The organism is Mesorhizobium sp. B264B1B (genome assembly GCF_020165765.1).
GTDB lineage: Bacteria > Pseudomonadota > Alphaproteobacteria > Rhizobiales > Rhizobiaceae > Mesorhizobium.
Map to the genome: position 1 here is coordinate 277,605 of NZ_JAIUIS010000007.1, position 13,399 is coordinate 291,003.

Below are 13,399 nucleotides of genomic sequence, written 5' to 3' on the forward strand. Positions count from 1 at the left end.
GCAAATTCCGAAATTCGGTATTATCCCCATTTTATGGTCCCCTCGATTGACTCGCAAGCCAAATCCTGATTATCGGACTAAATACCGATTTTCGGAGGAACTTGAAATGGCTGAACTCCCGCGTGTGACCTACTCGAACATCGGAGTGGATTTTTCCCCGGTTCACGCTCACCTCGACGCAATGATCCCGGATTTCGAGAAGAACACACTGGGTCGCGAGTGGTCGACGCCGTTTGCGACTGGCGCTCGGAAAGAGATCCTGAGCCCGATCGACAAGAAGATCTCTCTCGGCAAGTTCCCGGCTTCAACCCCGTCAGACGTCAAGTCGGCGATCCAGGCTGCCCGAGCCGGCGCGAAGGCCTGGAACCGTTCGACGCTGGACGATCGCCTTGCATTCGGCGCCCGCTGGCGAGAGGCGCTGGCGGAGCGGAAGTATGACCTTGGTTTGGCGGCGCTATACGAGATCGGAAAGTCCCGCCTCGAGGCAGTCGGCGAAGCCGAGGAATGCCTCGACATGGTCGAGTACTACGCATCGGAGATGAAGGCGAACAACGGGTTCGTCCGGCCGATGAACATGTTGGTCGAAAACGAGACCGCTACCAGCGTCATGAAGCCCTATGGCGTCTTCGCGGTCATCGCTCCTTTCAACTTTCCGCTCGCCTTGTCGATCGGCATGGTCTCGGGTGCGCTGTTGACAGGCAATGCGGTGGTCTACAAGCCGTCGCCGGGTTGCGCGCTGACCGGACTGCTGATTGCCGAAACGCTTCGCAAGGCGGGATTGCCCGAAGGTGTTTTCAACATCGTGCTTGGCGATGGAGAGGTGGGGCGCCTTCTTGCCACCGACAACGGCATCGACGGCGTTGCATTCACGGGCTCCCATAAGACCGGCATGAGCATCTTCCGTCATATGGCAACGCTGCCCCACATGAAGCCCGTCATCGCCGAAATGGGTGGCAAGAACCCTGCCTACGTGACCAGCAAGGCCGATCTCGACCGTGCGGCGCAGGGAGTGGCGCGCTCCGCTTTTGGCCTGCAAGGCCAGAAGTGCTCCGCATGCTCGGTCGTGTATGTCGACGAGAAGGTCAAGGCGGAATTCATCGAGAAGCTGGTAGCATTCGCCGCAAAGCTGGTGGTCGGAGATCCTCGCAAGGCCGAGACCTTTATGGGCCCTGTCTATGGCGACGCCACAGTCGCCCTTTTCCAGGCCGCACTGTCGGAAGTCGAGGGCAAAGGCAAGGTGCATTTTGGGGGCGCCGCCCTGGGCCAGGGCTTTGCGGACAACTACGTCCTGCCGACGGTCGTCGAACTTGATGGTCCGGGCCGGCTGACCCGCGACGAACTCTTCATGCCTTTCGTGGTCGTCCGCGGTTTCGATAGTCTCGATGCCGCGATCGAAGAGGGCAACGACATCGCCTACGGACTATCCGCCGGCATCTTTACCAACGACCAGGAAGAGTTGCGTCACTTCCTCGACACCGCCGAAGCAGGGGTTCTCTACGCCAACCGTGCGAGCGGCGCGACGACGGGTGCATGGCCAGGCGCGCAGCCATTCTGCGGCTGGAAGGGCACCGGGGTCAGCGGCAAGGGCGGTCTCGGCTCGTGGTTCCTGCCACAGTACCTGCGCGAGCAGAGCCACACGATCATGACCAGGTGATCGAAAGAGGTCGCGCTCTTCGCCGCGGCCATCCAAGGCTGTCTCCTTCATCGGTTTACAAGATTATGCGCCACTATCCAGATTCAATGTCGAAATCCCGCGAGATGTTCGAACGGGCCCGCAAGGTCATGCCGGGAGGGAACACCCGGACAACGGTCTTCATCGACCCGTTTCCGATCTATGCCCAGCGCGGCGAGGGCTGCCGCGTCTGGGACGTCGATGGAAACGTCTACTACGACTGCATCAACAATTTCACGGCCATGATCCATGGCTACGGCCATCCCGCCGTCACGGCGGCGGTGGTGGACCAGATGCCCCGGGGATCGGCTTTCGGAGCGCCCACCGAGAGCGAACTTGATCTTGCTGAACTGCTGGTGGAGCGCCTCCCGTCGGTCGAGCAGGTTCGCTTCGCCAACTCCGGCACGGAAGGCGTCATGATGGCGATCAAGGCGGCTCGGGCGTTCACTGAGCGGCCGAAGATCGTCAAGATCGAAGGTGCCTACCATGGCTCCTACGACTTCGCGGAAGTCAGCCTGGACAGCTCGCCCGCCAACTGGGGCGACATGCCTGCCTCGACGGCATACGCGAAAGGCACGCCGAAGGGAGTTCTCGACGACGTCATCGCGGTGCCGTTCAACGATACGGAGGCGCTGCGTGCCGTCTTCGACGCGCATGGAGACTCGATAGCGGGTGTTCTGATCGACCCGATGCCGAACCGCGCCGGACTTATTCCCGCGCGGAAGGATTATCTCGACGCGATGGTCGAGATCGCTCATGCCGCCGGCTCGCTGGTGATCTTCGACGAGGTGATCTCGCTCCGCCTTGGCTATTCGGGGGCGCAGGGCCTGTGGAGCATCACGCCCGATCTGACGGCTCTCGGCAAGATCATCGGCGGAGGGTTCCCGGTCGGCGCCGTCGGCGGCCGCGCCGACGTGATGGCGGTGTTCGATCCAACGCGAGGCAAGCCTGCATTGCCGCATGGCGGCACCTTCACCGCGAACCCGGTGACGATGCGAGCCGGTCTGGCGGCGATGCGCGCGTTGACCCCGGCCAGCTTCGCGCATCTGGACGCTATCGGCAGCCTGCTTCGCGACGGCATCACGGCCTCGCTTGCTCGCCACGGCCTCAACGGGCAGTGCGTCGGTCTCGGCTCGCTCTTCAAAGTCCATTTCACGGCGTTGCCGATCACGGACTATCGGTCGGTCTATCCGGGTGCGTCCGAACGCACGAAGCTCGACCTGTTCCACAAGGGTCTGCTCGACCGCGGCGTGCTTTCGGCGAGTTACGGACTCTTCGCGCTTTCCACCTCGATGACCGAGGAAGACGCACGCGAAATCCTTTCCGCAATCGACGGCGCCCTCGCAGCAATCGCAAAGCAATGACGTAGCGCGTCCGGCGCCGGATCCATCCGGCACGGGACGACGCAGCAACAGATGGAAGTCACATGACAGCTTCTCCTCACGTCGTCGTCATCGGTGCGGGCACCCTCGGCATGTGCTCTGCGCACGCGCTCGCGGAACAGGGCGCTCGCGTCACCGTCATCGACGCACAATCCATTGCGTCAGGATCCAGCGGCCGCTCGGTCGGCGTCGTTGGCACACAGCTGACGGATTCGTTCGAGATCCAGCTGCGCATGCAATCCGTGCAGCGCATCCGTCGATGGCAGGAGCGCCTCGGTCTCGGCTTCAACCCTATCGGCTATCTGCGTCTGGCGCGCACCTCCGAGCAGATGGAACTGTTCGCCCGCTCGGTGGAGATCCAGCGCGATGCCGGCTTCAGGTCCAGGGTCTACCAGGCGGACGAGCTCCAGCAGCTCGTGCCGCACTTGAGTTCAGATGGGCTCGAAGGCGGCATCTTCGGGCCGGACGACGGCTTCCTCGATCCCCACGAAATGTGCACGTTGCTGGCGCAAGAGGTGAAGAAGCTCGGCTCCGAGGTTTTCCAGTTCCGCAAGCTGCTTGGAGTCGCGCGGACATCCGGTGGCTATCGGTTGGACACCAGCAAGGGTCCGATCGGCTGCGACTTCATCGTGAATGCGGCAGGCGCCTGGGCGCCACGCGTTGCCGGGATGCTTGGACAGACGCTTCACATCCACCCCGAGCGCCACGAGGCGCTGACAATCCACCTGGACGCGCCGCTTCCCTACACAATGCCGATGGTCATGGATCTGGTGAACGGGCAGGGCACCGGACTCAACTTTCGGCACGAGAAAGCGAGCGAGCTCATCGCCGAGATACACAAGGTAAGCTCGCCCTCGCCCGAGGATCCGGACAATTACAACGAGCAGTGCGAGGAAGGGTCCAAGGTCATGCTGGCCGAGATGCTGATCGAGCGCGTGCCTGATCTGCCGGGCGCCCGGCTCGGCCGGGGCTGGGCAGGTCTCTACCCTGTCACCGCCGACCACCGTCCCTATGTCGGACCAGTCGATCAGTCCGAGCCCGGTCTGATCACTGCGGCCGGTGCGGGCGGCTACGGGATACAGCTCGCGCCGGTGATAGGCCTGATCGTCGCGGACTGGGTGCTCAAGGGCTCTCCCGCATCGATCCCAGGCACCGAGAGTCTCGCTCCAACTCCGGAAAGAAACGTCCCCGCCGTACATACTGCGGCGGCTTGACCAGTAGGACACCGGCGTTAGCGCAAGGACAAAGAAGCCATGCCCGAGGCAGAAAACATCGTCCGCATCAAGAACATCAACGTGATCTATGGCGGCCATCACGCCGTGAAAAACGTCTCGCTCGACATTACGCGCGGCGAGGTCGTGGCGATCGTCGGACCCAGCGGCGCGGGGAAGAGCACGCTGCTGCGTGCGATCAACATGCTCGAACAGCCGTCATCCGGTACCCTCGAAGTGGGCGCCATCCGGTTTTCGGTCGACCGCAATCTGTCCGCCGGAGAGCTGTTGAGGCTCCGACGTTCCACCGGGATGGTTTTCCAGTCCTTCAACCTGTTTCCGCACATGACCGTGCAGCGCAACATTTCGCTGCCGCAGATGCGGGTTCTGGGGCGCACCAGGGAGCAGGCGGACGCGCGCACCGCCCAATTGCTCGAACGCGTACACCTTACGGACAAGGCGCACTCCTACCCGGCGCGCCTGTCGGGTGGCCAGCAGCAGCGTATCGCGATCGCACGCGCCCTGGCTCTTGACCCCAAGGTGATGCTCTTCGACGAACCCACGAGCGCCCTGGATCCCGAACTCGGGCTTGAGGTGTTGGCCGTGATGCGCGAGCTCGCCCAGGAAGGCATGACAATGATCATCGTCACGCACGAGATCGCCTTTGCCGCAGACGTCGCCGACCGCGTGATCGTCATGGCCAATGGAGAGATCATCGAGCAGGGTCCGCCTGATGCCGTGATCCGCAACCCGTCGTCGCCGCGCACGCGGCAGTTCTTCCGTGCCGTGGTCGATCGCAGATGATCGACCTGCTGGTTTCACTGCTCAGAGGCGTTCCGGCCACGCTGCTGGTGACCTTCGGCGCTTTCGCAGTCGGGGCCATCGCAGCCGTGCCGCTGGTGCTGATGCGACGTTCCCGGTGGCTCCTTCTAAGCATGCCGGCGCGCATATACATCGACGTTGTCCGGGGAATCCCGCCGATCGTCTGGCTGTTCATTATCTTCTTCGGATTGGGCAGCGGAGTGATCGTTCTCAGTTCCTATCAGGCTGCCATCCTGGGTATGGGGCTGGTATCAACGGCCTATCTCGCTGAAATCTACAGGGGTGGCTTCCTGGCCCTCTCGAAGGGCCAGCGGGAGGCGTCCACGGCGCTCGGTATGACGCGCCTGGATACGCTGCGCTACATCCTGGCGCCGCAGGTCCTGCGCGTCTCGGTTCCGCCCATGGCGACCTTTCTTGTCAGCCTGCTCAAAGACACGACCGTGGCCTCCACGATCGGTGTCCGCGACGTGATGATGTACGCATCGCAGCAGGCCCAAGGCGGAGGCGGCAGCTTCATGCCGTTCATTTTCGCTGCGCTTCTCTACATCGCGCTGTCGATACCCGTTGTCGTGTTGGCACGCGCCATGGACGAGCGGCTGCGCTCAAGAGGGCAAGCGAAATGAGCGAGATGCTGGCCAACTGGCTGGACTGGTCCCCCCAGCTTTTCCAAGGAGTTCTTGTCAGTCTCCAGTTGGCGGGCCTGGCGCTGCTGTTCGGATTGCCTATCGGTCTCGTTCTTGCGCTTGCCTCCTCCTCTGGAAACAGGCTCGTCCGCTATTTCGCGGTGGTACTTGTCGAGATCGGGCGCGGCGCGCCCGCACTCGTCGTCCTGCAGATGGTCTACTATGGATTGCCTGCTTCGGGGATGACCGTAAGTGCCTTCACCTCTGGCGTGATTGCGTTGGCGCTAACGACAGGCGCCTACACCAGCGAGATCCTTCGGGCCGGTCTGAACGCGGTTCCGCATTGTGAGATCGAGGCGGGCTTGGCGCTCGGCATGACCCGCCGGGACATCCTGCGCTTCGTGGTGGTCCCCCAGGGAATCCTGTTCGCAATACCCGCGCTGATGGGCTTTGCCATTCTCATCTTCCAGGCGACGGCCCTTACATACACGATCGCCATCCCCGAACTTCTGGCGCGCGCCTATCGCGTGGGTGCGGCCACCTACCTCTACCTCGATGTCCTGATCCTGGCGGGCCTGTTCTACCTCGCCATCACCGTCCCGTTCGGGTGGCTGGTCTCGTACACCGAACGTAGGCTGGGCAGCCATCTCGGCTGACCTGCAATCAAAAACCATCAATGTCAGAGGAGAGCAAAGTGAAAAATTGGAGTAAGATCATCTCGGCCGCAGCCATTGCCACGGCCTTGGGTGCCAGCGTCGCGTCCGCACAGGATTGCAAGCCGCAGCATGCTTTCGAAACCGTGTCGGCGGGCAAACTCACCGTCGCGCTCACCAACACCGCTCCGTATTCGCTCGAAAAAGACGGCGGCATCGCGGGTATCGACGGCGATCTCGTGAAGCGTTTTGCCAAGGAGAACTGCCTGGAGATCGCTTATGAGATCTTCACATATCCAGGCGCGGTTTCCGCAGTTCAGTCGCGGCGCGCGGACATCGCGCTTGGCGGCTTCTATCGTACCGCCGCCCGCGCGAAGGTCGTTGCTCTGTCCACGCCGGTCTATCTCGACCAACTGTCCGTCACCTCGACCAACGGCATTGATACCGTCGACGGTCTGCTGGGCAAGAAGGTCGGCACCGTGGAAGGATATCTGTGGGTCCAGGACATGGAGAAGCTCTACGAAGGCTCCAAGACCTATCCGTCGTCGCTGAACCTCGCTCAGGACCTTCATGCCGGTCGTATTGAGGCGGCGCTCGACGGCTTCGGCTCCGCTGTCATTCAGAACGAAGGGCAGAACTACAAGGTGCATGTCCTGAAGCCGGATCCGCGCATCGATGCGACCATGAACCCGTCGCAGACCGCCTTCCTGCTGGACAAGAGCAATGAGGGCTTCGTTAAGGCGGTCGACGCTTCGCTCGATGTCTACCGCAAGAACGGCGCTATCGCCGAAGCGCTCAAGGCTTACGGGCTGGATCCGTCGGCCGCAGATGTCGGTGAAGCCCGCGTCATCGAGTAAGCCGCTGGTATGAAGGGCCGCCCTGCCTGCCCCCGCTTCTAGGAAGAAAACCGGATGCGGGGGGCGGCCTGTACGTTTGCTGCGCGGCTGCGATCCACGAGCAGAATTCCGTAGTGCACCCCGAGTCTGAGACACGAAAAGGGTAACAGTCCTTCACTAAGGAGAGCTGATGAGGAAAGGAGACCCGTAGTGCAGTACAGCTTACCACAGATCCCTCCGGTCACATAAGGTTACAGCGAGGAACGGTACCGGTTCAGGCTCGTTAGCCCTGCATCCAATCCAATCATGGAGAAAAACGATGCAGGATATTTCCGGCAAGCGCGTCGCCATCCTTGCGACGAATGGTTTTGAACAGTCCGAGCTTGAGGTACCGCTGAACAAGCTGCGCCAGGCCGGCGCCGAGGTCGAAATCGTGTCGCTCGAAAGCGGCAAGATCAAGGGCTGGGACCACAAGGATTGGGGCCGCGAAGTTCCGGTCGACAAGACCTTGGACGAGGCCCGCGCCGATGCCTACGATGCGATCGTTCTGCCCGGCGGCGTCATCAATCCCGACCTCTTGCGGGTCGAGCGCAAGGCGCTGGATTTCATCAATTCGTTCTGGTCGGCCAACAAGGTCGTCGGCGCGATCTGCCATGCGCCCTGGCTTCTGGTCGAGACCGGGATCATCAAAGCCCGCCGCGTCACATCCTACAAGTCGATCAAGACCGACGTGATCAATGCCGGCGGCCTGTGGCAAGACAGCGAGGTCGTCACCGACCAGGGGCTGGTCACCAGTCGCAATCCCGGCGATCTCGAGGCCTTCTGCGACAAGCTCACGGAAGAGATCAGGGAAGGGCGGCACGACAGGCGGGCCGCGGCTTAGCGCCGAACTTAGCGCCGAACCTTGTTCACCAGCCGCGCCGCGAAGGATCTCGGCGTGGGTTGTTCAGGCGCTCTTCGCCCCCTCCGCCTTGCGCAGCGACGCCTGATGCACCAGCGACGTCCAGCTGTTGGTCGAGGCAAGGTGGCAGTAGAGCAGGCTGAGCGCGCCTGATTTTCTCAGGTCGAGGAAGGCCTCGTCGCTCAATCTGTTGAAGGCGGCCTCGTCTATCACCTGGAAATCGGTGAGGTTCAGCACCTCGCCTCCTTCCAGCGTCACCTTGCTCTGGCGCGGCGCGAACAGGGCATGCGCGTCGATCTTGTCGACCATCTCGCGGGTCGCCCTGAAGTCGATCTGGAACTGGTTGCAGAAGGCGAGCGCCTGCTTCGTCGCCTGGGTCGCCTCGTTACCGCTGAAGAACGGCAGCACCTTGTCGTCGCGGAACGGCGCCAGCAGCTGGTCGATGACGCGCTCGCTCGCCCGGTCGACGCACAGCGTCAGCCGGCCGGGCTGCTTGGGATCGTCGGCGAGAATGAAGGGATAGCGGCGGACATAGGCGGGGATGTAGTGCGGCCCGGCCCAGTTGCCGTCGGCGTCGACGAACAGGTTCTCGTCCTGGCGCAGGCCGGTGATGATGACGGGCGCCTTGGCGGTGCCGATGAAAACGATCGGGTAGGAGCGCATCGCCGCCGGCATTTCCGAGGCCACCACCGGGATGGCATGCGCCGAGCGGGCGAAGGAGAAATCGCTGCGCGCCGTCAGGCCGAGTGAACCGTGCCGCGCCGGATTGAGCGCCTCGGGCCTGGAATAGAACAGCGGCAAGGCCTCGCCCGCCGTTTCCGTCTTCGCACCGCTGTCAGCCATGTGTCCGTTTTCCTCCTCGCGCCGGCCAACCAGGCCGGCCCGTCCAGCATTGAATTCCCAAAGCGGGGTCTGTTCTTGTCGCGCCGGCCTTGCTTCGAAGCAATCCTGCGCAGGGACAAAGTACTACAGCGTCGCCGGCGCGCATAAAAGGACACGCGCTGCTGTATTTTGGCGTTTGCGCCCTAATCGCCTTGCGGGACGCCCGCAACCATGCCGGTCCTGGAGCGGTTCACCGTTTCGCGGAAACGGCGAGCCGCGCTATCTCCTTGTTTTTGCGCAATTCCCCAGGGAAAGCGCTGCGCGCTTTTCCCGGGAAGACCGTACACACTTTTCCTGGAATGGCTCTATGGACAGCTTGCCGCGAAGCGGCGACAGTGGCCTCGCATGGCAAAATCCGGGAGCCGTAGCGGTCTTGCGTCCGGAAATTGCGAGGATATGAGGAACCGGAGCGGGTCTGCCCTTGGCCGCCCGCTCAGCAAGCGCTTTGAGGCGGGGTGGCATGGCGTCGGCATCGGATTTCGAACAGGCGGTCGGACAGGCATTCACCGTCGAGGCCGGCGGCAGGCAGATCGCGCTCGAATTGAGCGCGGTCAACCGCATCGCCTCCAGCCCGCGCCCGGGCGGCGGTTTCTCGCTGCTGTTCAAGGGTCCGCGCGAAACCGCGCTGCCGCAGGCGACTTACCGCTTCGCCGGCAGTGGCGCGACCCACGATATCTTCATCGTGCCCGTGGCCGCCGACGCTACGGGGCGGCTGTATGAGGCGGTGTTCAATTAGAGTTTGGAAGCAGGCGTGAGCGCAGCAGCGGTGCGATTTGTGAGACGCTGGCGCGAAGGATCGATACCGAACAAGCACCGCCGAATTGTGCGACGACCGGAACAGGATTCTCGGCCCGGGAATGACGAAGCGGATGGCGTCCCCGTTCACCCACTGTCTGCGCCACCCCGCGGTGGCGCGCACGCCATCAGATCATAGACGCCCTTGTCCTCGATCACCGCGAAGCCGAGCTCGAGATAGAGCCGCCTGGCCGGATTGTTCTTCTCGACATGGATCGATGCCGATTTGCCCGATGACCATGCCTCGTCGATGAGGTCGCGCAGCAGGGCGGCGCCGTGGCCCTTGCGGCGATGGGCCGGCAGCAAGGCGATATCGATGATGCGGTGCTGGCTCGGCCAGCGCTCGATGTAGAGGCGGCCCATGGGCTGTCCGGCCCGCTCCACCACCAGCCAGTCGGCCTCGGGATAATGCTTGCGGTAATGCGCGTGCTGCGCCTGGAACTGCATGTCGAGGAAGGCGACCTTCTGCGCCTCGTTCCAGTCCGTCACGGCGAGCTCTTCCATGCGCGTCGAGGCGTAGAGCCGCGCCAGGAACGGCATGTCGGCCTCCGCGGCGGGGCGGAAAGCGAGGCCGGCCTGCCGCGACCGCGGCCAGGCCGGGAGCCGCTGCGCCTGTTTCGCTTCTGTCACGCTGCCTGACGTCACACCGGCGGCGTCAGGTCGCGCACCACGGTAATCTGCTTGAGGTTGCTGGTGGCCAGCGCCGTCCAGGTCCACTCCCATTCCGAACTGTCCATGGCCATCTGATTGATGGTCCACAGACCATTCGTGCCGTCGTTCTGGATCATCATCGAGAACAAGGCAAGACGGCCATCGGCATTGTAGTCGAGCGACAGGCGGGTGTTGGCGCCGGAGGCGTTGAAATCGCGCCATCCCGACCAGTTCTGGGTGGCGGCGTCGTATTGGGCGTTGAAGGAGTGAACATGCTGCTGGTCGGAGGCGACCAGCATGATGTCGCCGTCGCCCCGGATGCCGGCGCAGAGCGTATATTTGGGAACCCTGCTGTAGCCGGGCGTCGCCCAGGCCGTCCAGGTGTCGGAGCCTGCCGGCAATTGCTTGGTGTGCAGGACCTGGCCCTGCTGCGTCATGGCGAACAGATTGGTGCCGCCCAGCGGACCGATGATAGGCGCCATTTCCGTGAAGGGGTAGCCGGCGTCGATCTGCACCCATGGCGTCCAGTCGGCGACCGTCAGCGCCTGGGCCTTGGCCTGCTGGCAACGGTAGAGGTTGAGCCCGGAATTGATGCCGAACAGGGCGATGCGGCCGTCAGCCTGGCGCAATGCGGTGATCGCCACAAGCTGGCCTGTGAGCTGAATCCAGGCGCTCCAGGGCTGGGCAGGCGGCCTGAGCTCGTCGACGGTGACGACGATCGGTGTCGTCGTGCCGGGCGGCGTGATGGTCTTCTGCACCTGCACGATCACATCCGGGTTCTGGTAGATCCACCAGACGCGGCCCAGATTGTCGGTGAGGAAGATCTCGATGCGGCCATCGGCATCGCGCGCCATGGAAAGCTTCTGGTAGCTGAAGGCGCCGGGCGGCGCGCCGATGCCGACCGGCGCGGTCCACTTGTCGATCGGGCCGATCTGGTTGGCGTCCTCGGTGACGAAGGAGAGGCTGGTGGTGCCCGAAGGCTGCGCGACCACGGCGACGCGACCATCCTTGGTGAGACCCGCGGTCATGATCACCCAGGCGCCGGGCGCGATGACAGACCAGGCCGACGGCCACGGTCCGTTCGGCGATGTCTGTGCCTTCTGGATCAATTGTCCCTTGGCCGAATCGATGCCGACGACCATCAGCCGCGACAATTCGAAAAACGTCGCGCCGGCGGGCATGTGCTGGTAGGCCGGCGCAGTACCGGGTCGCCGCGAGCGAGCGCTCTCGCGGGCCTTGGAGGCGGTCCTTGGCACTGCTGCCGGCGTCTTGGCCGTGGGGGCCTTCGATTTTGGTTCTGCTGTCTTGGCCATGATATTGGTCCTGCCCTGTTGGCGGGGAATTTAGCCTCTCGGCGGGAAGACGCCTTGCAGCGCGATGCAGAAGTAGCAGGTGAGATAAGGCATCAAATTGTTGTGCGGCTGGTCACCGCCGGCGGGGGCGAGTGCCTGATCCGCCATCTGCGCGTTGGGCGTACTCGAGATATAGGCAAAGCCCCCTTGCGAGCGGGCGAGGGAGCGCGCCGGCGTTGGCGCCTTCAAGTCTGCGTCGTCTGATGCCGCACGGGAAAAGTGAGAGTGACTTGGAATTTCCGATTCCAAGAGGCTTACCGTCTCTGATCCGCCCGTTTCCCCAAGATCGTGAAGCGAAAGGCCGGGTCCCTGTCCGGGGTGCATCGGTGCACTGCCTTGCAAGTCAGGTAGTGCGAAGTTGCTTTTGCCGTCGCCGCCATAGACGGTGCCAAGCAACGAAAACAGCGCCGTGTTTTGTGATAACGGCAGCAATTGTCCATCGCACCACGCCCAGCCCGTAGGCGCGAAATTGAACGGAAAGATACGAATTTCAGCGACGAACGGATCGGACATGACGGTCCCTTTTCAAGTCTGCGACGGAAAAACGCCGAACAGCGAGATGATAAAATTGACACAGAGATAGGGTTGGAAATTTTCGTGCGGTTGGTTGCCGCCGATCGGCGAAATAGCGGTGGCGCTGAGGTTTATTCCCGCAACGTCTTCTATATAGATCGAAATGTTGGGCGACTCCGCAATCGCGTTGCCTTGCGCGTTGACCGAACTGCCCGGGCTGCTCGACGCCATGAATTGATGGCTATGGACAGGCAGTTGCTGCGCCGTCAGTGTGACCGCCTCAACACCTCCGATTTCGGCGAGAATGAACCCGCTGCCTTGATGTAGGGGTACGCGCCCGCGCAGGTCGGGCAGTGCGAATGTGCTTTGGCCGTCGCCGCCATAGGTAGTGCCGATCAGCTGGAACAAAGTCTCGTTTTCAGAGATCGGCAGCAATTGTCCTTCGCAGAACATCCAGCCGGCTGGCGCGAAATTGCCGGCAAATATGCGGACCTCACCAACAAAGGGCTGTGGCATGGTATCTCCGTCAGGGGTGGGAGGGGAAGATGCCTTGCAGCGCGATGCAGAAATTGAGCGTCAGGAATGGCTGCATGTTTGTATGCGGTTGACTGCCGCCGATGTCGCCGACCGATGAAGGCGTGAGAGGCACCAAATTGGTCGGCGCGGCATAGAGATTATTGGTCGCCGCGAGCAGGTTGCCAGTCGCTATAGGCGTGCCGGCATTGGTCGAAGACGCCATGTATTGATGGGTATGAGTAGGCATCTCCACTATCGAGAGCGTATGGCCTTGCTCACCACCGCGCTCGCCAAGCGAATGGCCCGATCCAGCATGAATGGGAATGCGCCCGCGATAGTCGGGAAGTGCAAAGTTAACACGCCCATCGCCACCAAAGGTGGTGCCAAGCAATGCAAACAGCGGCTGGTTCTGGTTGATCGGCATAAGCTGCCCATTGCACAAGGCCCAGCCCTTGGGAGCGAAGCCAAATGACATGATCCGAATTTCAGACAGAAACGGTTCGGCCATAAGCACTTCCCCCTTGGCGCGCCTAGATTTGCATGATTTCCAACTAAAATCCAGGTCGAATAGATATGGCTTCCGAGAAAGG

General features: G+C 62.4%; 15 protein-coding genes. 9 read left to right on the forward strand and 6 right to left on the reverse strand.

Annotation, left to right across the window (positions count from 1 at the left end; translation table 11 throughout):
- Nucleotides 1-106: 106 nt before the first annotated feature.
- From LB547_RS16990 to LB547_RS17025, 8 genes are all read left to right on the forward strand, one after another.
- Complete coding sequence (locus tag LB547_RS16990) at nt 107-1,654, forward strand: aldehyde dehydrogenase family protein (RefSeq protein ID WP_140492020.1); 1,548 nt, start codon at nt 107-109, stop codon at nt 1,652-1,654.
- Between the two features lie 86 nt (nt 1,655-1,740).
- Nucleotides 1,741-3,036 carry an aspartate aminotransferase family protein gene (locus tag LB547_RS16995; protein ID WP_224519126.1) on the forward strand — a complete coding sequence of 432 codons (1,296 nt, stop codon included), beginning with the start codon at nt 1,741-1,743 and terminating at the stop codon, nt 3,034-3,036.
- Between the two features lie 62 nt (nt 3,037-3,098).
- On the forward strand, nt 3,099-4,268 hold the full coding sequence (locus LB547_RS17000; protein WP_140759110.1) for an NAD(P)/FAD-dependent oxidoreductase: 1,170 nt from the start codon (nt 3,099-3,101) through the stop codon (nt 4,266-4,268).
- 39 nt (nt 4,269-4,307) lie between these two features.
- Nucleotides 4,308-5,069, forward strand: a complete 762-nt coding sequence (locus tag LB547_RS17005; protein WP_263483292.1) for an amino acid ABC transporter ATP-binding protein — start codon at nt 4,308-4,310, stop codon at nt 5,067-5,069.
- On the forward strand, nt 5,066-5,710 hold the full coding sequence (locus LB547_RS17010; protein ID WP_140650083.1) for an amino acid ABC transporter permease: 645 nt from the start codon (nt 5,066-5,068) through the stop codon (nt 5,708-5,710). The genes LB547_RS17005 and LB547_RS17010 overlap by 4 nt, the downstream gene beginning before the upstream one ends.
- A complete protein-coding gene (locus tag LB547_RS17015; protein ID WP_140492032.1) occupies nt 5,707-6,366 on the forward strand; it encodes an amino acid ABC transporter permease in 660 nt (219 codons plus the stop codon). Before LB547_RS17010 ends, LB547_RS17015 begins: the two co-directional genes overlap by 4 nt.
- A gap of 38 nt (nt 6,367-6,404) precedes the next feature.
- The gene (locus LB547_RS17020; protein ID WP_181165194.1) at nt 6,405-7,220 is read left to right on the forward strand and encodes a substrate-binding periplasmic protein; all 816 of its coding nucleotides are present in this window, start codon (nt 6,405-6,407) and stop codon (nt 7,218-7,220) included.
- 298 nt (nt 7,221-7,518) lie between these two features.
- Nucleotides 7,519-8,082: a type 1 glutamine amidotransferase domain-containing protein gene (locus LB547_RS17025; RefSeq protein ID WP_140759112.1), complete on the forward strand. Its 564-nt coding sequence runs from the start codon at nt 7,519-7,521 to the stop codon at nt 8,080-8,082.
- A gap of 63 nt (nt 8,083-8,145) precedes the next feature.
- On the opposite strand, the gene LB547_RS17030 is transcribed toward LB547_RS17025, so the two are convergent.
- Nucleotides 8,146-8,943, reverse strand: a complete 798-nt coding sequence (locus LB547_RS17030; RefSeq protein ID WP_140759114.1) for a SapC family protein — start codon at nt 8,941-8,943, stop codon at nt 8,146-8,148.
- 499 nt (nt 8,944-9,442) lie between these two features.
- Here LB547_RS17030 and LB547_RS17035 point away from each other — a divergent pair, with 499 nt between their 5' ends.
- Nucleotides 9,443-9,718: a DUF6916 family protein gene (locus LB547_RS17035; RefSeq protein ID WP_140492044.1), complete on the forward strand. Its 276-nt coding sequence runs from the start codon at nt 9,443-9,445 to the stop codon at nt 9,716-9,718.
- Between the two features lie 146 nt (nt 9,719-9,864).
- On the opposite strand, the gene LB547_RS17040 is transcribed toward LB547_RS17035, so the two are convergent.
- From LB547_RS17040 to LB547_RS17060, 5 genes are read right to left on the reverse strand one after another with little or no spacing between them, the layout of a single operon-like run.
- The gene (locus LB547_RS17040) at nt 9,865-10,407 is read right to left on the reverse strand and encodes a GNAT family N-acetyltransferase (RefSeq protein WP_224655814.1); all 543 of its coding nucleotides are present in this window, start codon (nt 10,405-10,407) and stop codon (nt 9,865-9,867) included.
- A gap of 11 nt (nt 10,408-10,418) precedes the next feature.
- Complete coding sequence (locus LB547_RS17045; protein ID WP_140759116.1) at nt 10,419-11,741, reverse strand: hypothetical protein; 1,323 nt, start codon at nt 11,739-11,741, stop codon at nt 10,419-10,421.
- A 30-nt stretch (nt 11,742-11,771) separates the two neighbouring features.
- Nucleotides 11,772-12,293, reverse strand: a complete 522-nt coding sequence (locus tag LB547_RS17050; protein WP_140492052.1) for a phage tail protein — start codon at nt 12,291-12,293, stop codon at nt 11,772-11,774.
- A 12-nt stretch (nt 12,294-12,305) separates the two neighbouring features.
- Nucleotides 12,306-12,809, reverse strand: coding sequence for a phage tail protein (locus tag LB547_RS17055; RefSeq protein ID WP_140492055.1), 504 nt, complete (start codon nt 12,807-12,809; stop codon nt 12,306-12,308).
- Nucleotides 12,810-12,819: 10 nt separating this feature from the next.
- The gene (locus tag LB547_RS17060; protein WP_140492058.1) at nt 12,820-13,317 is read right to left on the reverse strand and encodes a phage tail protein; all 498 of its coding nucleotides are present in this window, start codon (nt 13,315-13,317) and stop codon (nt 12,820-12,822) included.
- Nucleotides 13,318-13,399 lie beyond the last annotated feature (82 nt).

Coding starts and splice junctions, on each gene's coding strand:
- LB547_RS16990 (WP_140492020.1), top strand. CDS start 107: ATGGCTGAACTCCCGCGTGTGACCTACTCGAACATCGGAGTGGATTTT.
- LB547_RS16995 (WP_224519126.1), top strand. CDS start 1,741: ATGTCGAAATCCCGCGAGATGTTCGAACGGGCCCGCAAGGTCATGCCG.
- LB547_RS17000 (WP_140759110.1), top strand. CDS start 3,099: ATGACAGCTTCTCCTCACGTCGTCGTCATCGGTGCGGGCACCCTCGGC.
- LB547_RS17005 (WP_263483292.1), top strand. CDS start 4,308: ATGCCCGAGGCAGAAAACATCGTCCGCATCAAGAACATCAACGTGATC.
- LB547_RS17010 (WP_140650083.1), top strand. CDS start 5,066: ATGATCGACCTGCTGGTTTCACTGCTCAGAGGCGTTCCGGCCACGCTG.
- LB547_RS17015 (WP_140492032.1), top strand. CDS start 5,707: ATGAGCGAGATGCTGGCCAACTGGCTGGACTGGTCCCCCCAGCTTTTC.
- LB547_RS17025 (WP_140759112.1), top strand. CDS start 7,519: ATGCAGGATATTTCCGGCAAGCGCGTCGCCATCCTTGCGACGAATGGT.
- LB547_RS17030 (WP_140759114.1), bottom strand. CDS start 8,943: ATGGCTGACAGCGGTGCGAAGACGGAAACGGCGGGCGAGGCCTTGCCG.
- LB547_RS17035 (WP_140492044.1), top strand. CDS start 9,443: ATGGCGTCGGCATCGGATTTCGAACAGGCGGTCGGACAGGCATTCACC.
- LB547_RS17045 (WP_140759116.1), bottom strand. CDS start 11,741: ATGGCCAAGACAGCAGAACCAAAATCGAAGGCCCCCACGGCCAAGACG.
- LB547_RS17050 (WP_140492052.1), bottom strand. CDS start 12,293: ATGTCCGATCCGTTCGTCGCTGAAATTCGTATCTTTCCGTTCAATTTC.
- LB547_RS17055 (WP_140492055.1), bottom strand. CDS start 12,809: ATGCCACAGCCCTTTGTTGGTGAGGTCCGCATATTTGCCGGCAATTTC.
- LB547_RS17060 (WP_140492058.1), bottom strand. CDS start 13,317: ATGGCCGAACCGTTTCTGTCTGAAATTCGGATCATGTCATTTGGCTTC.